15 protein-coding genes are annotated in these 18843 nt (G+C 48.7%); 6 read left to right on the top strand and 9 right to left on the bottom strand.

Annotation, left to right across the window (positions count from 1 at the left end; translation table 11 throughout):
- Positions 1-18 precede the first annotated feature (18 nt).
- On the bottom strand, positions 19-1113 hold the full coding sequence (locus AC2T0J_RS14000; RefSeq protein ID WP_489806411.1) for an XrtA/PEP-CTERM system-associated ATPase: 1095 nt from the start codon (positions 1111-1113) through the stop codon (positions 19-21).
- 108 nt (positions 1114-1221) lie between these two features.
- A complete protein-coding gene (hldE, locus tag AC2T0J_RS13995; protein WP_489806410.1) occupies positions 1222-2658 on the bottom strand; it encodes a bifunctional D-glycero-beta-D-manno-heptose-7-phosphate kinase/D-glycero-beta-D-manno-heptose 1-phosphate adenylyltransferase HldE in 1437 nt (478 codons plus the stop codon).
- Positions 2659-2722: 64 nt separating this feature from the next.
- Here hldE and AC2T0J_RS13990 point away from each other — a divergent pair, with 64 nt between their 5' ends.
- Positions 2723-3046, top strand: coding sequence for a GIY-YIG nuclease family protein (locus AC2T0J_RS13990; RefSeq protein WP_489806409.1), 324 nt, complete (start codon positions 2723-2725; stop codon positions 3044-3046).
- Here the strand turns inward: AC2T0J_RS13990 and AC2T0J_RS13985 are convergent.
- Positions 3015-3929 carry a DUF350 domain-containing protein gene (locus AC2T0J_RS13985; protein ID WP_489806408.1) on the bottom strand — a complete coding sequence of 305 codons (915 nt, stop codon included), beginning with the start codon at positions 3927-3929 and terminating at the stop codon, positions 3015-3017. The genes AC2T0J_RS13990 and AC2T0J_RS13985 overlap by 32 nt on opposite strands.
- Positions 3930-4062: 133 nt before the next feature.
- Here AC2T0J_RS13985 and glnE point away from each other — a divergent pair, with 133 nt between their 5' ends.
- The gene (gene glnE, locus AC2T0J_RS13980; protein WP_489806407.1) at positions 4063-6945 is read left to right on the top strand and encodes a bifunctional [glutamate--ammonia ligase]-adenylyl-L-tyrosine phosphorylase/[glutamate--ammonia-ligase] adenylyltransferase; all 2883 of its coding nucleotides are present in this window, start codon (positions 4063-4065) and stop codon (positions 6943-6945) included.
- 8 nt (positions 6946-6953) lie between these two features.
- Here glnE and AC2T0J_RS13975 read toward each other — a convergent pair whose 3' ends face one another.
- From AC2T0J_RS13975 to AC2T0J_RS13950, 6 genes are all read right to left on the bottom strand, one after another.
- Positions 6954-7568: a TcpQ domain-containing protein gene (locus tag AC2T0J_RS13975; RefSeq protein ID WP_489806406.1), complete on the bottom strand. Its 615-nt coding sequence runs from the start codon at positions 7566-7568 to the stop codon at positions 6954-6956.
- Positions 7569-7676: 108 nt separating this feature from the next.
- On the bottom strand, positions 7677-8606 hold the full coding sequence (lpxL, locus tag AC2T0J_RS13970) for an LpxL/LpxP family Kdo(2)-lipid IV(A) lauroyl/palmitoleoyl acyltransferase (RefSeq protein ID WP_489806405.1): 930 nt from the start codon (positions 8604-8606) through the stop codon (positions 7677-7679).
- A gap of 141 nt (positions 8607-8747) precedes the next feature.
- Positions 8748-9005: a DUF3081 family protein gene (locus tag AC2T0J_RS13965; protein ID WP_489806404.1), complete on the bottom strand. Its 258-nt coding sequence runs from the start codon at positions 9003-9005 to the stop codon at positions 8748-8750.
- Between the two features lie 86 nt (positions 9006-9091).
- A complete protein-coding gene (locus tag AC2T0J_RS13960) occupies positions 9092-9670 on the bottom strand; it encodes an outer membrane beta-barrel protein (RefSeq protein WP_489806403.1) in 579 nt (192 codons plus the stop codon).
- Between the two features lie 21 nt (positions 9671-9691).
- Positions 9692-10900 carry a hypothetical protein gene (locus tag AC2T0J_RS13955; protein WP_489806402.1) on the bottom strand — a complete coding sequence of 403 codons (1209 nt, stop codon included), beginning with the start codon at positions 10898-10900 and terminating at the stop codon, positions 9692-9694.
- A 1-nt stretch (position 10901) separates the two neighbouring features.
- Complete coding sequence (locus AC2T0J_RS13950; protein WP_489806401.1) at positions 10902-11699, bottom strand: outer membrane lipoprotein-sorting protein; 798 nt, start codon at positions 11697-11699, stop codon at positions 10902-10904.
- A 356-nt stretch (positions 11700-12055) separates the two neighbouring features.
- Between AC2T0J_RS13950 and AC2T0J_RS13945 the strand changes: the two genes are divergently transcribed.
- The 4 genes from AC2T0J_RS13945 (at position 12056) to AC2T0J_RS13930 (ending at position 18807) form a co-directional block, all read left to right on the top strand.
- Entirely contained in the window at positions 12056-14296 is a 2241-nt protein-coding gene (locus tag AC2T0J_RS13945; protein ID WP_489806400.1) for an acyl-CoA dehydrogenase, read from the top strand.
- 304 nt (positions 14297-14600) lie between these two features.
- Entirely contained in the window at positions 14601-16529 is a 1929-nt protein-coding gene (locus AC2T0J_RS13940) for a putative bifunctional diguanylate cyclase/phosphodiesterase (protein ID WP_489806399.1), read from the top strand.
- Positions 16530-16537: 8 nt separating this feature from the next.
- Complete coding sequence (locus AC2T0J_RS13935) at positions 16538-17137, top strand: thymidine kinase (RefSeq protein ID WP_489806398.1); 600 nt, start codon at positions 16538-16540, stop codon at positions 17135-17137.
- A gap of 77 nt (positions 17138-17214) precedes the next feature.
- On the top strand, positions 17215-18807 hold the full coding sequence (locus AC2T0J_RS13930; protein ID WP_489806397.1) for a serine hydrolase: 1593 nt from the start codon (positions 17215-17217) through the stop codon (positions 18805-18807).
- The last annotated feature ends 36 nt before the right edge of the window (positions 18808-18843 follow it).

Here is an 18843-nt window from a genome sequence, read left to right as displayed (position 1 = left end):
TAAGGGCTTTTTTATTGTCTAATCATCAGACTTCAGGCGAACATAGGTCCGGTACTTTTTCTTCAGCAGCTTATCGATGTATTGGGTCAGCTTAATTTTGTGACTAATGGCATCATCCAGCGCATCAACCAACTCCCCTAACATCGCTTTATAGTACTCAGCGTCCTTCACTTCGTTTCCGTTAGGCGTAATGAGTCGCTGGCGAGGCACAGTATTCGACGCCGCCTGCGCATCGACCTGAGCATCCTCCGACAATTCTTCACTGACCGTCTCATCCTCTTTTACTTCCGGTGAGTCTGGCACAAACATTTCTTCACGAACTTCATCGATAACCGAGTCAACGGCTTGCACATCAAGCACTTCCAATTCCTCAAGGAAACCAAAAAGCAGAATGCGGTCCATCAGTGTGTTAATCTTGCGCGGCACACCACGGGTAAACTTGTAAATATGCTCATAGGCATCGCTGGAGAACAATTGAGAACCATTCCAGCCGGCATGCTGCAGGCGATATTCAATGTAAGATTGTACCTCTTCCAGCGTCAGTGGTGCCAAATGACAGGAGGCCACAATACGCTGACGAAACTGCTCCATATTGGGTGCGCGTAAAATGGGCTGAAGCTCTTCTTGCCCCAATAAAAAGCTCTGTAGAAGCGGCTTCCCTTTCTCCTGGAAGTTAGACAGCATACGTAATTCTTCGATAGTCTCAAGCGGCAGGTTTTGCGCTTCGTCCACCAACAACAGTGCACGACGTCCCTGGGCACTCAGGGCAAACAGGTAACCTTCTAAATCTTTAAGGATATCAGCTTTGGTTTTACCGGCCACATCGATTTCAAACTTGGCCGCCACCATTTTCACCAGTTCATCCGGTGATAGTTTTGGCGTAACAATTTGCGCAGCAACAATATCGTCTTCGATCTCAGCCAGCAAACTGTTGGCAATAGTGGTTTTTCCGGTACCGATATCGCCGGTGATCACAATAAAGCCTTCAGCCTGAGATAATCCGTACTGTAAATAGGACATCGCACGCTTATGCCATTTACTGGCAAAGAAAAATGCGGGATCCGGGGTCAACTGAAAAGGCTTGGAGTTAAGTCCGTAATAACTTTCGTACATGAAATGCTTCTACCGCTGTTATTGCGCCCGCGCCTTATGCGCTCAACGCGATTTTCCCTAGCTTATCCTAAAGCGCCAAAGTGTGCATTAAATCAACACCGAAAATCATCAGGATTTACCATAACTTTGTTGCTTCACAATCGTTTCAATAATGCCCGTGGTAGATACCCCTTCTTCGAAGTGCAATACCTTCACCACACCACCATTATCAAGCACTTCCCTGCCACCAGCGATTTCCTCAACTTTATAATCACCGCCTTTGACCAACACATCCGGTAAAATACCGGCAATCAGACGTTGCGGGGTCTCCTCACTAAACGGTACAACCCAGTCAACGGCGCTGAGTCCGGCAAGAACAGCCATGCGGCGTTGTACCGGGTTTACTGGTCGGCCCGGGCCTTTTAATGCCTGTACCGATGCGTCGGTATTCACAGCAACAATCAAGCGATCGCCCAGCTTTGCGGCGGCATCCAAATAAGACACATGCCCGGCATGTAAAATATCAAAGCAACCGTTAGTCATTACTACTTTTTCACCCCGCTGTTTGGCAGCCGCTACGGCAAGGGCCAGCTGTTCCTCTGTCATCACACCGCCATCAGGGTGATTGTGCTGACCGGCAGCCACGGCCAGTTCGGTGGTGGTTACTGTTGATGTACCTAATTTACCTACCACTATGCTGGCGGCGAGGTTTGCCATTACGCATGACTGTTGCAGGGTTTCTCCCGCAGCGATGCAAGCGGCCAGTGTCGAAATAACCGTATCACCGGCACCGGTTACGTCAAAAACTTCCTTGGCTTTAGCGGGCAGATGAAACTCTGTTTCCCCGGGTGTAAACAAGGTCATCCCTTGTTCTGAACGCGTGACCAGTAACGCGTTCAGCGCCAGCTTAGCACAAAGTTTATTCGCCAGTTCGACCAAATGCTGCTCGCTGTTCACTTCGCCCATAACGGCCGTAAATTCAGCCATATTGGGCGTTATAAGGGTAGCGCCCTGATATTTTTTGAAATCGCTACCTTTGGGGTCTACCACTACTGGTTTGTTTTCAGCTTTGGCAAGCTCAATGAGGCGTGCAGGGTTACTCAATGCACCTTTGGCGTAATCTGACAGGATCACTAAATCATGTTCAGCAAGCGCTGTTGTAAACTGGCTTTCCAGCCCGGTTTTATCCACATCGGCAAAAGAGCGCTCAAAGTCCATTCTCAGCAATTGCTGGTTACGGCTCATCACTCGCAATTTAGTAATAGTATCGAAACCATCGCAGCGACTAAAATAACAATCAATACCATAGCCCAGCAGCCGTTTTTCCAGCACATCCGCATTCGCATCGTTACCGGTCATCCCCAGCAGGGTAACTTTAGCGCCCAGCGAAGATAAGTTGATAGCCACGTTGGCCGCGCCACCGGGGCGGTCTTCCGCAGCATTAATGTTTACTACCGGTACCGGCGCCTCAGGTGATACCCGTGCCGTTGCACCGCTCCAGTAGCGATCCAACATTACATCACCAACAACTAATACTTTGATTTGACTAAAATTCGGGAGTGCCATTTCTGTCTTTTCCGATACACTAATGGCGGGATTATAACAGTGATCAGACGCGAAGAGCCAACTCATGACCCCGTGGTACGTATATTTACTTAAAACAGCCAGCAATACTTTGTATACCGGTATTACTACCGACCCCAAAAGGCGCATGCGGCAACACAGCGGCGCCATTAAAGGCGGGGCTAAGGCGCTGCGAGGCAAAACACCACTTTCCTTTTATTGCATTTTTGAGGTGAGTGATAAGTCTCAGGCGCTCAGGCTGGAAGCCTGGATAAAGCAACGCAGCCGACAAACTAAAGAAGCTCTTGTCAGGGAGGATGGCGAATTGCCTGTCGCGGCTACCCGCCTGACAGAACAAGCTATCCGGCAGATGAACTCAACACACTGGTGATAATCATAGCCAGGCCGATACTGAGCGTTAACTCCACGGCGGCAACGCCCACATTATGTTGCTCATCGACTTCTTTTTGGTAATTCATGCCATTTAATATAGTTCGTTTGCTAAAGGCCACCAGTACCCACAACAATAAAGACAATAATACGCTGGTCACTAACCAGCCAGTCACGTTACTCACATAGCCTTCAGGGCTATAGCGCAACAAGGCCCCTGCAGAAGACACCACTATCGCAGTGCCTAACAGGTTGCCGGCATGCTGCACTGCCAAAGCTAACTGGCCGGTATCCAGCGCACTCTGAAAGGAATGATTTTGATTTTGTATGGCATAGCGCATTTCGTAAATTCGGGTCATGATCAGCAGAATGGTCAGCACCACCAGAAACCCGGTAACGATGGCAATCATTGCATTCACATCGCTGCCATCGACCCACACCATAATGCTGCGTAAAATAATGGCACTGGAGACTAGGCTGGCGGCGTCCACCAGCGCGATACTGACATTTCGATCGTTAATTTTATGATGGGTATCCACGGCATCAAGCACGATTTTATCATGGGCAAACCTGCCCACTTTCACCAACAATATACCAATGATGCCAAATATGACCATGCCTATAGCGGCTTGCTCATACCCCTGCCCTACATGACGCCCAACTACCGAGCTAAGTACCAGACACAGTGACAGCATGCCGCCGGCAACGCTTATCCCAAAAGCAAAGTTATCCTTAACGCCTAACTCGTCACTCACCGAGACTTTGGCCCGGGAGCGGGAAAGCCATTTCATAACGAGCAATAACAGCAACGCCAGTCCCACATCAATCGCTACATACACCCATAAATCCCGGGCCAGTGGCACCAGCTTGACTAATGTTTCCATTTACACCTCTAATTTGCGTTCATAATTGATGTGATATTCGCGGTTAATCAGCGCTAAGTTTCCGCTTATAACACTGGAGGCAATGCCACCTTTGTGCCAGACTCACACTCATAACACACCATCCTAAGTTAATATGTCTACGGAAAAAACAATAAACGGGATTATTCAACAACATGCTGATGAAAACTGGCAAAAACTGCAGGATAGTGACTGCCCGGCAGAATTGTTGACCCAGCATCAGGACGCCATCACTGAGATTTTGGGGCTGAGCCCTTTTGCCACTGAGGTAGCGCTGACTAAACCCGATGTGTTTACCCGAATCCTTAGGCATCAGTGGCATAAACAGGTTGATATTGATCAGGTTTGCAGTGACTTTAAAACCCGACTCGCCGAAACCGACAGTGAAGATAACCTGCTGATAGCTCTACGTTTGTTCAGAGCTGAACAAATGGCAGCGCTGGCCTGGCGGGATCTCACAAATCAGCAAAGTATTCAGGACTCCCTAACGCAAACCAGCAAACTGGCCGACACATTAATTATGGCAGCCTACGACTGGCTTTATCAGGCACACTCTGCGCGCTATGGAGTACCTCAGGGCCCCAATGGCCCACAACCCATGCTTATCCTCGGGATGGGTAAGCTTGGCGGCAAAGAGCTCAATTTTTCCAGCGATATTGATCTTATCTTTTCGTATCCGTACAAGGGCGAAACCGACCATCCCCGCAAACCCATCGAAAATCAGCAGTTTTTTACCAAACTTGCACAAAGACTCATCGCTGCGCTGAACAAAACCACGTCTTTAGGGCAGGTCTTCAGAGTGGATATGCGCTTACGTCCTTTCGGTGACAGCGGTCCGTTGGTAGCGCATTTCGGTGCAATGGAAGATTACTATCAGGATCAGGGCCGTCAGTGGGAACGCTACGCCATGATTAAAGCGCGTATACTCAACCCTGAATCTCACTATTCCAGCCAATTGGAAGCCATACTGGCCCCCTTTATCTACCGGCGTTACCTGGATTTTACTACGATTGACGCTATCCGTGATATGAAACGGTTGATCAGCAAAGAGCTACGCCGTCGCCGTTTAACCGGCAATATCAAGCTTGGTGCCGGTGGCATTCGAGAGGTAGAATTTTTCGCCCAGAGCTTTCAGTTGATCCACGGCGGGCGTGAAACAACGCTGCAATCACGGCAACTACAGCCGGTCTTAACCCGCCTTGCAGCATTACAGATTATCGAACCCCAGGCCATCAGCCAGTTGTTGGAAGATTACTATTTTCTACGCAAAACAGAGCATACCCTACAACAATTTAATGACGAGCAGACCCAACTGCTCCCCGAAAATAGCTGGCCGCGGGCGGTGATAGCAAGGGTCATGGCATTCCCTGATTATCAGGCGTTCTTAACCACCCTGACGGTGGTGATGGAGCGGGTGCACGCGCAGTTTAATCAGTTAGTATCTGAACCCGGTGATGAGCAGCAAGAGCAGGATTCCTTGTTTAGCCGTTGCAAAGATGCCTGGTTGCTGGAAATGTCCGAGCCCGAATTTTGTGAACTGCTGAGCGATACCCTCGATGAAGAATCCGCGCTGGCGCTGTTTGAGCAACTGAGAGATTTCAAAGGGCAGCTGAGCAGGCATCGCATTGGTCAGCGCGGCGAAGACACCCTGGGCAAACTCATGCCGGAAATGATTTACTATATGCTCAGGCAGTGCCCCACTAGCATCACCCGGTTACTACCGCGCCTGATCAGTGTTATTGGTGCCATTACCGGGCGTACCACTTATCTTGACTTACTACATGAGAACCCGGATGTCCTCAAACAACTTATCAAGCTGTGTGCCAGAAGCGCCTGGATCACCGAACAGATCCGCAGTTTCCCGCTATTGCTGGACGAATTACTGACGCCACTTTATCTGCAGCAGCAACAAACAAATTTGCCGGTAGTGTACGATGAGTACAACGATGAACTACGCCAGAGTCTGTTGCGGGTAGAGCCTGATGACACTGAATTGTTAATGGAGCAGTGGCGCCAGTTCAAGCTTTGCCAGCAACTGCGTATCGCGGCCAGCGATATCTCAGGCTCGCTGCCCATTGCAAAAGTCAGCGACAAATTAACCGTCCTCGCCGAAGTGTTACTCCAGGCGGTTTTTAAGTCAGCCTGGCAACAATTAACCGAAAAATTTGGTGCCCCCTCACACCTGCAACAGGATGATACCGGCTTTTTAATCGTAGGTTATGGCAAATTAGGTGGTTATGAACTGGGTTATGGGTCAGATTTGGATTTAGTATTTATCCATAACGCCCCGCAGGACAGCGAAACGAACGGTCCCAAAAAGGTTTCTGCACAACAGTTTTATATCAAACTGGCCCAGCGCATCATGCACCTGTTAAATACCCGCACCCTGTCAGGTCAGCTCTACGAAGCCGATTTGCGCTTGCGTCCATCCGGCAATTCCGGCCTGTTATGCTGTCATTTAAGCGGCTTTGAACATTATCAGGAACAGGAAGCCTGGACATGGGAACATCAGGCGCTGGTCAGAGCCCGCAGCATTTTGGGAGATGAACCACTGCTGGCGGCATTTAAGCAGGTCAGAAACCGGGTCTTGCAACGTCAGCGTGAGCTGTCCTCGCTGGCAAATGAAGTGGTTAAAATGCGCCTTAAAATGCGTGACCACCTGCTCGACAATCAGGCCAGCGGACTAGATCTCAAGCAGTGTGAAGGCGGGATCACGGATATTGAGTTTATGGTGCAGTTCTGGGTGCTCGGTTATTCCCATCAGTTCCCAAGCCTCACGCAATGGCCGGATAACCTGCGTATTATTGAGCATGTCCAGCACGCCGGTTTGCTGTCCAAAACCACGGCTGAAAACCTACAAAATGCTTATTTAACGCTGCGTGACCATTATCATCAGTTAACCCTGGCGGGTGAAAAATTTGCCCACAGTAATGAAGAGCTGGAAGCTGTAAGAAAACTCGTTACCGCACAGTGGCAGCAAACATTTAATCTATCCTGAGGGCGGCTTTAGTTGCCCACCCGACTGCACTGCGTGTTCAGATATTCGGTGACTTTTTCAGTCACTACCAGTGAACGTTGTTTGGGGCAAACGAAAGTTGCCACCTTGCCTTCAAAATTACTATCGATTGCACTGGCAATCTTTGCCAGTGAACCGGCAACAGTATTGTCCATCTGAAACTGATGCTTGATCACAAAGTCCTGATTCAAATCCCAGATAACCTGCATCCCTTCCTGCTCAGCATAATACGAAATCGCTTCGCGCAGTGTATTACCAGCCCGGAATGTCCGGTATTTGTATTCACCTTCCCAGCGACTATCCACCGGTTTCAAAGCACTCGACATCGACTGCAAACGGTCATCAAGACTTTGCTCTGACGGCGTGAGATCAAGCACCATATCAGCCCCTTCAGAACGCTCTGGTTCATTGGCCGTCATTCTGAATTCCCGGTAAAAGTCGGACAACCCTTTGGCTACAGAGCGCTCTTCCGGCGCATCCACTGGTGTTGGCGCTGATGTCATGTTCATCTGCAGGTGAATAACAATACCCGCGACAATAATCACCGCCAGGGCCAGCCCAAGGTGTTTAGCCCAAAAAAGGGTAGAGGTAGGCTTTTTGTTCATTCAGGCTCTCTGCTTCTCGTCGATAAAACCAGCGACTGCTGATTTACAGCTATCTCGTTAAGTGTTCCACTTCTTTTCATGACCACTTTGCTCGATTATGAACCCACCCTACTTGTATAAAGATGGCGCCTTCGGATCCGGACGGGTTTTAAACCGCTTGTGCATCCACAGGTAACTTTCAGGTTGCTCATTTATAATATCGGCAATGTTTTGATTAAGTAAAGTCAGAGCCGGCACATCCTCGAGTTCTCTTAACTCCGGCATGGGTGGATAAAACTTCACTTTGTAACCTTTCTCTGCGTACTGTGATGTTACAATCAACGGCTCACTGTTAGTACGCCGGATAAACATCATCGTAGCGGTGGTCGTTGCCGTTTCTTTTACACCGGCAAAGGGCACAAAAATACTTTGATTGCGACCATAATCCTGATCCGGTAAATAAAGGCACAGTTCACCTTCATCGAGGGCCGCGATCAGCGCCCGGGCATTGCGCTTGTGGATCATATATTTGTTCGAGCGGGCCCGGCCGTGATACTGCAAATAGTCCATCAGGGGATTATTATGCTTTCGATAAAAGGCGATGCTTGGATACTTCAACCCCAGGATCCGGCAGGCAAATTCAAGGTTCATGTTATGCAGAGCCATGCCAAAGACCCCCTTGTTCGCCGCCAGAATAGCTTCAACATGTTCAAAGCCTTCCACCGCGCCATGTTTTTTAACCCGCCAGTCGGGCCACCACCAGCCCATGGCGGTTTCATACACTGCCATACCTGCTCGCTCAAGGTTGTGTTTAACCAGTTTATTCTGGGCCTCAGCGGACATCTGCGGATAGCAAAGCTGAATATTACGCCGGGCAACCTTAACCCGTGATTTTGCTAACATACCCAACAACCACCCGGTGCTGCGGCCTAAACCGCGAATTGCCGGGAAAGGTAACCAGGTGACAATATAAAGTAGGATAACGCCGAGCCAGACTAACCAGTAGCGGGGTCCGAGAAATGCCAAAGAAAATTTGGGCGGCTTAATTGCTACAGCCAAGATGATGGTCCTCTGTCACTTTAACGAGCGAACAGAGCGATAACCTCTGCCGCCAAAATTTGACGGCATTGTAGCTTAAGTCGGTCTTTTTGAATACTTACCGTGCATGCATTACCCCCAATGCATGATACTGCAACAGACCTAATAAGCTTTATCGATATAACGAAGCTTCTTTTCGAACGCGTCAAAATCGTCAGACTTTTGATAATCAAAGTGATACTGGTTGTGGAAACCAAATTGCATGGCCACTTTGGCATCATTAATATAAAGGGTATAACCGTCAAAGTCGGTATAAGCTACCACCCCTTCAAGTCGGTACTTTCCTTCCTGTTCTTCACCTTCCTGACGGATTTTATCAAACACCCGCAGGACAAATTTTGAATCTATTTCATTTTTCATACAAAGACACCTCCTGTTTGTTATACCACCGAAGATGCCTTTTAGATTACAACCAATTAGCGCTGTTCAGAATCCGGCGACAGGCTCTAATTAAAGTTGTAACGAACACCCAGTGAAATAAAACTGGTATCAAAACCGTCTTTACCACGTAAATATTCAGCCTCTAACCGGATAAACGTTTTAGTGGCCACATAGTAGTCAAAACCTAAGCCAATCAATCCCGCAGCAACGCTTTCGTCATAAGCACAAATGGTTTGGGTACCGGCGGTTGCCACCGCGGCGCCCACCTCACAGCTGCCACTACCACTTAGTTCTGAGCTTTGCACGCTCACGTTGGCAACGCCAAGCCGATAAAACAACTCACCTACCGGATGTGACGCCTTTCCTAACACGCCAAGGTAAAGGGCATCAGACTGCAACCCAAAACTGGAACCATCGGCGTCAGCATCCACATCGGCAAATTGATAATACCCCCCCTCAACATACCATTGACGGTGAAACTGGTGTCCCAACACCAGTTTATAACTGAACGCTTCATCCTGGGCCTGGCGGTATTCCAGATCAGAGTATCCGACGCCAATCACTCCGTACATTCGTTCGATAGCCTGGGCAGATTGCGCGCTAACTAATATCAGCAATCCACCTAACAGTGATTTCAACTTCATTAACCTTCTCCCGGCTATCAATTAAAAGAAAAACTCAACGTTAATTTCTATGTGGTCGTCCCGGCGTACAAAATAGTACGGATCGGTAAGTGAATCAGCAGAGAAAAAGTAGCCATTGATGGTAAATTTCCAGTTGTCCGTCATGCGACTGGACGCTTCAACAAAGCCACTGTACGTCTTGGTATCATCAAGATCCTGCACATAGCCGAACAACACCTGAGTACCGTCCAGGTCATTCCACACCCAGCGTAAGCCCACCATTAAATCGTTTTGGGCTGGTGCAAAAAAGCTGTTTTCACGCTCATCAAACTGGTACTCCATTAACCAGCCAATATCATAAACTGAATCGAAAATACCCACGGTGGTATATTCAAAGCCGCCCACCGCAGCATAAAAAGACTGGAGGTCGGTTTTCCGGTGAATAGCTTCAAGTTTGTACAACATGGCACCATTTACCCACAATAAATCTGCGCCAACCTGTTGCATTTGCTGATAATAAGGCCGTAGCAGTAAATCGTTGGTTTCAATGGCGCCATCAACGAGCAACAGCGGCTCACGGTTAGTACCGTCAAAATAAGACAGCCCTACTTCCCAGTCGCCAAGAGTTTGCTGCCAGCGTATGGCGTAATCAATATTCTGTTGCTCATCTTCCGACTCATAAACTGCATTGTCATTGTTGATCGGCACCAGCGGACGCAGGCGCCCCTCCTCACCAGCAAATGTACGCTCGCGGAAATAAGGCATTACAAATACGCTTATCGCGCCACTTTCCATCAGATAGGAAGCACTAAGCATTGGCTGGCCAAGTTTTTCTTCGCCATCCACCCGTTCAACAGCATCGGTTTGGTTAATCACATCAACCAAATGCAGCGACTCAGTTTGTCCCCAGAAAACCTTACCAATACCGGCTTTTACTTCGTAGGACTCAGCCGCGTGCAGCCACATAAGTTCACGGATATCGGCATGCGTACGTTCTTCGTCGTACTGATCAACTCGCATAAAAGGCTTGAAGGTTATCCGGTCATAACCATCATTCCAGTCATAAAACACCTCGGGGGTCACAGTTAATGACGTTTGTGCCCGGGCTTGTCCGGGAAACGCAGCATCCTGCAGAAAAAAACGCTGCTCAACGGTCAATACGCCGGAATATTCGACTTCAGCCTCTACGTAAAAGCTGTGTGACAGGACTCCCATGGCCAGCAACAGCCCCATAGCATTGGTTAATTTCATATTATCTAGCTCGTTTCAGACTGTCTTTATCGAAATCACTGTCTTTCAGACCAGTTTTAAATTCAATATCGTTAATGTACATGGCCGTACTTTTACCGGTTTGTTCATTAAACATCTCAGAAGTATGTGGACGCCAGTAGGCATCGAGATAGAGTTCGTAATCATCCAGGATCAGGGTTTTAAGCAAATCGCCCTTTTTATCAAAGAAATCCATCTTTAATAAGCGATAATGCTCTTTATCAATGTAGGCAATTTGCTTTGAATAACCGGAATATTGATCCACCGGCGTTTGTTCCACAACAAAAACGGCCTGATCTTCAACTTCAGCATCGCCGGTGTAGTCGAATGTAAATTTCTCCAGTTCAAAAGACGTCATGTCTTCGTAGGCAAACTCACTACTCATAAATGGGCCAGATTTATTCTGCGTTGCAATGCGTTTTACCCGCTTGACCTTGGGCAGATACATCCACTGATCATCCGGCGTCAGAGTATTTGAAAAACTTAAGAAGGCGGCACCTTTTACATCGGCCGGCGATTCAAATACGGTCAGTGACTTATCTCCCTCATCAACTCTTTCGAGGGTATAAACCCGTAATTCACGCTCACTTTCTTTACCCCGGGCATCACGCAGCACCATAGTAGTTGATGCCACGGTGTCCTCCCATCCTGAATTACGCGATTTTCTCTCAGTTGCAATACGCAATCCCTCTGCTTCATCGGCATTTACTGCCGCAGGCCACAGTAGCGGCAAAGATAACCCGACAAGTAACGAGCCAAATACAAGCTTACGTTCCAACATATTGAAATCCTTTATGCTTCTAAAGAGTTATTGGCAGATACTATACTGTTATCGACAGCAAATTACAGTAAGACTGCACGTTTAAAGCGCTTACAAGTCAATGCTTGCCGCACTTCTCAGTAATATAACTGGGTCTGTTAACCTAACTATAGCCGCCTTAACGGTAAGCACCAGCCACCGCAACTGAACATAGAACAATCACTTCAAGCACCCACCAAAAACGCTTTCCACACCGTAACCGTTAACCGGTAGACCAGAAATAAACCATACAATACATACAGTTAACAATGTATTTGCAATTGGTTTTTTTTTCTGTATCATTTGCAAAACCAACTGGTCAGATGAGCGGATGAGTTATGAGTATCAGAACAAGTTTGAAGAAAGTTTTACCTCCCATTTCAATTACAGAACAAGAAGCCCTGGATGCAGGTGATATTTGGTTAGAGTCCTCCATTTACCGTGGAGCGCCTGACATGGAGGCATTGCGAGCAGTTCCTCAAGCCAAGCTGAGTGCCGATGAGCAAGCGTTCATGGACGGACCGGTAAAAGAACTGTTAGGCATGGTGGATGATTTTGAATTAGGTAATTCAAAGCATATCCCACAACATATTCTTGATTTTCTGGGTGAGAATCGTTTTTTCTCGATGATCATTCCCAAGAAATTTGGTGGTTTAGAGTTTAGCCCCTATGCCAACTCGACCATCGTAGCAACCATTGCAGCCAAAAGCGGCGCACTGGCAGTCACCGTAATGGTGCCTAATTCTTTAGGCCCGGGCGAACTGCTGATGCACTACGGCACTAAAGCACAGCAAGACTACTGGTTGCCACGCCTGGCCGTAGGTAAAGACATTCCTTGCTTTGCCTTAACCAGTCCTGAGGCCGGTTCCGATGCAGGCGGTATTCCCGATGCTGCAATTGTTACCAAAGGCCAGTTCAACGGCGAAGAAGTCATTGGTCTGCGCGTAAGCTGGGACAAGCGCTATATTACGCTGGCCCCCATTGCCTCTGTGCTGGGTCTGGCCTTTAAAGTGTTCGACCCGGATCAGTTACTGGGCGACAAATTGGAGCTGGGCATTACCTGTGCCTTGTTACCTAAATCTCATCCGGGGGTTGAGTTGGGCAATCGTCACGACCCAATGGGCGTGAAATTCTATAACGGTACTACCCGTGGTCAGGACGTGTTCATCCCTATGGACTTTATCATTGGTGGCCAAAAGAACATCGGTCGCGGCTGGCAAATGTTGGTGAGCTGCTTAGGTGCTGGCCGTGGTATTTCACTGCCGGCAATGGGCACGGCCACAGCACAAAGCGCATTAAAGTCTACCGCCGAGTATGCGTTTGTTCGCGAACAATTCGGCTTACCGATTGGCCGCTTTGAAGGTATTCAGGAAAAACTGGCAGAAATCGCTGGGAAGACATTCCTGTGTGAATCCATGCGCGTGCTGACGACTGAAGGGTTAGGCGAAGGCCTTAAGCCATCAGTGGTTACCGCAATCGCCAAATATCATATGACCGAAATTGGTCGTCAGGTGATGAACGCGGCCATGGACGTCCAGGCAGGTAAAGCTATTCAGCGTGGTCCACAAAACACATTGGCAGCCGGGTACTCTGCGCTACCTATCGCTATTACGGTGGAAGGCGCGAATATTCTGACCCGTAACCTGATGATCTTCGGCCAGGGGGCGATGCGTTGTCACCCGCACTTAAAAGAGATGGTTGACCTAATCTACAGCGAAGAGAAATCGGCTGATGCGCAGTTTAATAAAGTGCTGCGTAAAACCGTTAGCTTTAGCGTGAAAAATGCATTCCGCAGCATGTTTAGCAGCTACCTGCCATTTGTACGTGGCGCGCAGTCAAGTCTGCCGGAAGTTCGTGGTTACGAAAAACGCCTTAATGCGCTATCTGCCAAACTGGCGCCAATGGCCGATTTGTCACTGGCAGTGCTGGGCGGCGATTTAAAGAAAGCCGAGTTACTGTCTGCCCGTTTAGGTGACATCATGAGCTATCTGTATGGTGCCATGGCTGCGATTCGTTACTACGAGCAACGTATTGAAGATCGTCAGCAAGCTAAGCCGTACTTCGATTATGCAATGCAATGGTCACTGCAACAGGCTGAACAGGCACTGGTGAACTTTGTTCGTAACTTCCCGAACACGCCAACCCGTGGTTTGATGCGTTTGCTTACCGCAACTTACAGCGGTAGCGTAAGCACTATTAGCGATGACCTGATCCGCGAGTTGTCCATGGCGGCCTTGCAGGACAACAGTGTTAAGGCACAGCTGACCCACCTGGTTCAGCCGGTTGCCGGAGACGGTAACGACATCAATGAGCAGGCCTTTAAAGCCAAGCACAAAGTACTGCCGTTACTGGGCAAAGTGCAAAAAGCGCTGCGCAAAGAACCTGTAGTACCATTCCTGTCCTTTGAAAATGCGCTCAATAAACTACAGGAACGTGGTGTCGTAACAGCGGAAGAAGCCAGGGATCTGCACGACTATAACGAAAAACGTAAACTGGCTGTACGTGTCGACGAGTTTACCTTTGATCTGGAGCTGATTTCAGCCGAAGCGCCCGGTCAGGAAACCAAAGACGCCGCCTGAGTAACGTCGTTTATTTACTCTGAAGCCGGGCCCTGAGCCCGGCTTTGTTGTTTTTATCACCACATTTTGCCGCATATCTATCAATTAAGCTTGCATTACATTTGCTTAAAATCAACACTATAAAGCACACAGCATTTGTAATTTGCGGGGAACGCATCTGAACATTCCTGGGTACCGCCCTGAATAGCCCGCACACCGAGTATTAAAACGCAGCATGATCAAGTCACCGCCTTCATCAGCGAGTATCACAACTACGAGAGAAGTTGTCGAACTATTGTACGCTAACCTTTTTACCGGACTGGTGATGACCATACTGAGTATCAGTGCCATTACCTTTGGTTTCGCCAATCCCGATATAGCGCCATCCAAGTTTTATTTATGGGCAGGCATGATGTTCCTGTCACTGCTCCGCACTATTGACGTTGCCTACTGGTATCTGCACCTGCGCAACAGCAACTACCCACCGCGCTGGCCGCTGACGCGATTTATCCTCGGTTCTTCATTATCCGCGCTGATGTGGGCATTTTACTGTGTCAGCCTGTATGAGAGCATGTCATTAATTGAACTGTCCACCACCATGGTCATAGTTGCCGCCATGGCAGGCGGTGCAGCAACCACCCTGGCCTCACATTTGCCGCTGGTGTTACTGTATACAACCTTATTGCTATTACCCTTATCCGTTCGTGCACTGTTCGACAGTAATGAACACTTTACGCTGCTTGGCGGTTTAGGCTCCCTGTTTTGGTTAGCGATGTGCAGTGCCGCGGTAAAGGCCAACGACTTCACCAAACAGGCCATCGCTATAAAACATGAGAACGAAGAGTTAGTGACCTTAATGCGTGAGGAGCGCAATGAAGTCCGAAGAGTCAATCAGGCGCTGCTCGATTCCAACCAGAAACTCGACCATGCCAACAGTAACCTCGAATCTGAAGTGAGCCGTCGTACAAAAGAATTACAGGATATTTCTAATCGCGATCCACTGACTAACTTAATGAACCGCATTGGCTTCATGCATAACTTCAACGCCATTCTGGAGGGCGCCACTCAAGGCAAGACTTCAATGGCCGTGTTATTTATCGATCTCGATGGCTTTAAGCAAATCAATGACAGTCTGGGGCACCAGGCCGGTGATGTGGTGTTATCAAAGGTCGCGGCCAAACTCAGTGAATATTGTGAAGCCAATTGTATTGGCCGCTGGGGTGGTGATGAATTTATTATTATTTTGCCCCATGCCGATGGTGATACCGCCGTCGCCATTGCCTTAGCCATTAAAAGCAGTCTGACCACGCTGAATCCCATTGCCGATAGCCCGTTGTCTGTTGACGCCACCATAGGCATTGCCTTGTACCCATTACATGGTAATTCTGCTTCTACTCTGGTGCAGTTAGCCGACCTGACCATGTATCACTACAAGCGCACTTCACCGGGGCTGGTGGGCATCTACACCGAAGCACTGTACGACAAGATGCATCATGAGCAGCAACTACGCGATGGGTTGCGCCAGGCCATAGAGAAAAAGCAACTACAGGTGGTATATCAGCCCATTATCGACGCGTCATCAAATCGCTTGTGGGCCATTGAGGCGCTACTACGCTGGCAATTTAATGACACCTGGATAAGTCCTGATGAGTTCATCCCTCTGGCTGAAAAAAACGGCACCATCCACGATATCGGTGCCTGGGTATTACATCGGGCTTGTATTGATGCCGCCCAATGGGATGATGAGTCTTGTGGCGTATCGGTTAACGTCTCTGTGTTGCAACTGGTCAGTGAAGATTTTGTAGCTTGCGTCGAGCGGGCACTGGTCAGTTCGGGTCTCGCCCCCCAGCGCCTGCACCTGGAAGTCACAGAGTCAATTTTTGCCGACGACATGGCGGTACTTACAGCCAACATCAGTGAGCTTAAAGCACGCCGTGTGAAGGTTGCCATCGATGATTTTGGCACTGGCTTTTCCTCGCTAAATCTGCTCCAGTCACTCGACTTTGATTTGCTAAAAATAGACCGAACCTTTGTGCAACAAATGGCTGTCAGCAGTGACGCCATCGTGAAAGCGACAGTGTTAATGGCAAAAGCGCTTGGCTGTAAAACCGTTGCTGAAGGCGTAGAAACAGAAGAACAAGCGAGCCTGCTGAGACTGCTTGGGGTTGACTGCCTACAGGGCTATTTATTTGCCCGTCCACTAGAGAAAAAAGCCCTGCAGGAGTGGTACACTGGCTGGCAGGATAATAAGTAGAACACATTATGGCGCAACTATACTTTTATTACTCGGCGATGAATGCCGGGAAATCAACTTCACTGCTGCAATCTGCATACAATTACCGAGAGCGGGGCATGAACCCGCTCATTTTCACCTTTGCGCTGGATAATCGTTTCGGTAGCGGTAAAGTGGCTTCCCGCATAGGACTGGAAGCCGACGCCAGACTATACAATGAAGAGGACGACCTGCTCAATATTATTACCAAACTGCACAGCGAGCACTATGTGGATTGTGTCTTCATTGATGAGGCTCAGTTTTTAACCAAAGCGCAAGTATCACAACTTATCGAAGTGGTGGATGAACTGGATATCCCGGTACTGGCTTATGGCCTGCGCACCGACTTTTTAGGCGAAACCTTCACCGGCAGTCACTACCTGCTGGCCTGGGCGGATAAACTTTTTGAACTCAAAACCGTTTGCCATTGTGGCCGCAAAGCTAACTTTGTGGTGCGTATCGACGAAAATGGTGTGGCAGTAACCAGTGGTGCACAGGTGGAAATCGGCGGCAATGACCGCTACGAATCTATGTGCCGTAAACACTTCAAAGCACTGGTGTGGGACCCGACTAAAGTCAGCGAAGAATAAGATAGCATTGACAATCGCCGCACGAGCCTGCAAATTGAATAAATTATTCCAAACCATTCAATTTGCAGGGAATCAATATGTCTGCCATTCGCGCTACCCAACTTCTCGCCGGCCTGGTGTTATTAACCACTTCCGCCTGCTCTGCTACGCCTGACAAATTAACGGCACCGCCTCAGAACACCACTGCAGTAATAGAACAGGCATTAACGGAGTTTAACACCCCGGGGATGGGAGTTGGTATCATTCATCAGGGCGAAACCGTTTATCTAAACGGTGTAGGGCAGCGAAACCTGGCCAATAACTTACCGGTTACTGCAAGTACTTATTTCCGTTTGGCCTCAACGTCTAAAGCCTTTACGGCTACAGCCCTGGCCATGGCAATCGACGAATTCTCCCTGAGCTGGCAAACTAAGGTCACCGACATCCTGCCAGAGTTTCAAATGCAGGATCCCTGGGTAACCCGGGAGTTCACCTTGCTGGACCTGTTAACCCACCGTTCCGGGCTCGCCAGCGGCGCCGGCGACAGCATGCTATGGCCTGAGCCCAGCGGCTTTAGCCGTGAGGAGATTATTCATAACCTGCGCTACCTGACGCCGGTCAGTAGTTTTCGCAGCGAATATGCGTACAGCAACCTGATGTTTATCACCGCCGGTGAAATTGTTGCGCAGCTTTACGGTAAACCTTATGCCTCGGTGATAGAAGAAAAAATCTTTGCGCCGTTAACTATGCAATGCTTTGCCGGCGATCTGAATGACGCCGCCCTGCAAAATGCCGCCATGAGCTACGGTCACAATGATGAGCGCGGCTTATACGCTATCCCTCGTAATGCTATTAACGGCACTGAGCTTGTGTCAGCAGCAGCAGGAGGCATTGTGTGTAACGCAGAGGAAATGCTCAAATGGGTAGCTATGTGGTTGAATGATGGCCAGACAGCTGACGGCGAAACCCTGCTTAGCCCTGATCAGATTGCCTTTATGCAGAAAGCCCATATGGTCCTGCCAGTTTCCGCAACTGATGAAGAGTGGGACAACACCAGCCTCAAATCATACGGGCTTGGCTGGCGGTTATCCAATGTGTATGGTCATAAAGTAGTATCACATACCGGTACATTGTCAGGCTATCAGGCCTATGTAGCCCTGGTGCCAGACCTGGAGTTAGGCGTGGTGCTGCTTAACAACGGTTCAAACTATGGTGCCCGCAGTGCCGTAATGCAGCACATTCTCAAGGCCTACATTGCGCCACAGGAAAAAAACGACTGGGTCCAAACCTTAAAAGACTATCAGGCCGAGCGTGAAGCCATTTACCTGGCCAACTATTCTGTGCCTGAAGGAACAGGCGAAGTCATTCTGGATCCACTTGCCTATGCCGGGCAATTCTCTGACCAGTGGTTTGGGCAACTGACCATTACCATGGTAAACGACCAGTTGCGGATCCAATCCGAAAAAATGACCACCTTAACCGGCAGCCTGGAAGCGTTTGCTGATCACACGTTTGTGATCCGTTGGGATAACCAGAATGCCGCCAGTGATGCGTTTATTCACTTCGATGTGAACACAAAGCGGGAAGTGACCGGTTTCAGCTTATACCCTTTTACTGATAAGCAAAAAGAGTCTCACGAATACACTGACATGTACTTCAATAAAGATGATTCAGAAAAACTATCAGATTAATCACTATTAATTGATATATTAGACTTAGCTTTATTC

The sequence above is a fragment of the Alteromonas sp. ISO5 genome (assembly GCF_058105165.1).
This window is presented reverse-complemented; position numbering and strand designations above follow the sequence as displayed.

Coding starts and splice junctions, on each gene's coding strand:
- AC2T0J_RS13965 (WP_489806404.1), bottom strand. CDS start 9,005: ATGAAAAATGAAATAGATTCAAAATTTGTCCTGCGGGTGTTTGATAAA.
- hldE (WP_489806410.1), bottom strand. CDS start 2,658: ATGGCACTCCCGAATTTTAGTCAAATCAAAGTATTAGTTGTTGGTGAT.
- AC2T0J_RS13955 (WP_489806402.1), bottom strand. CDS start 10,900: ATGAAATTAACCAATGCTATGGGGCTGTTGCTGGCCATGGGAGTCCTG.
- AC2T0J_RS13960 (WP_489806403.1), bottom strand. CDS start 9,670: ATGAAGTTGAAATCACTGTTAGGTGGATTGCTGATATTAGTTAGCGCG.
- AC2T0J_RS13935 (WP_489806398.1), top strand. CDS start 16,538: ATGGCGCAACTATACTTTTATTACTCGGCGATGAATGCCGGGAAATCA.
- AC2T0J_RS14000 (WP_489806411.1), bottom strand. CDS start 1,113: ATGTACGAAAGTTATTACGGACTTAACTCCAAGCCTTTTCAGTTGACC.
- AC2T0J_RS13990 (WP_489806409.1), top strand. CDS start 2,723: ATGACCCCGTGGTACGTATATTTACTTAAAACAGCCAGCAATACTTTG.
- AC2T0J_RS13940 (WP_489806399.1), top strand. CDS start 14,601: ATGACCATACTGAGTATCAGTGCCATTACCTTTGGTTTCGCCAATCCC.
- AC2T0J_RS13945 (WP_489806400.1), top strand. CDS start 12,056: ATGAGTATCAGAACAAGTTTGAAGAAAGTTTTACCTCCCATTTCAATT.
- AC2T0J_RS13950 (WP_489806401.1), bottom strand. CDS start 11,699: ATGTTGGAACGTAAGCTTGTATTTGGCTCGTTACTTGTCGGGTTATCT.
- AC2T0J_RS13975 (WP_489806406.1), bottom strand. CDS start 7,568: ATGAACAAAAAGCCTACCTCTACCCTTTTTTGGGCTAAACACCTTGGG.
- AC2T0J_RS13985 (WP_489806408.1), bottom strand. CDS start 3,929: ATGGAAACATTAGTCAAGCTGGTGCCACTGGCCCGGGATTTATGGGTG.
- AC2T0J_RS13930 (WP_489806397.1), top strand. CDS start 17,215: ATGTCTGCCATTCGCGCTACCCAACTTCTCGCCGGCCTGGTGTTATTA.
- glnE (WP_489806407.1), top strand. CDS start 4,063: ATGTCTACGGAAAAAACAATAAACGGGATTATTCAACAACATGCTGAT.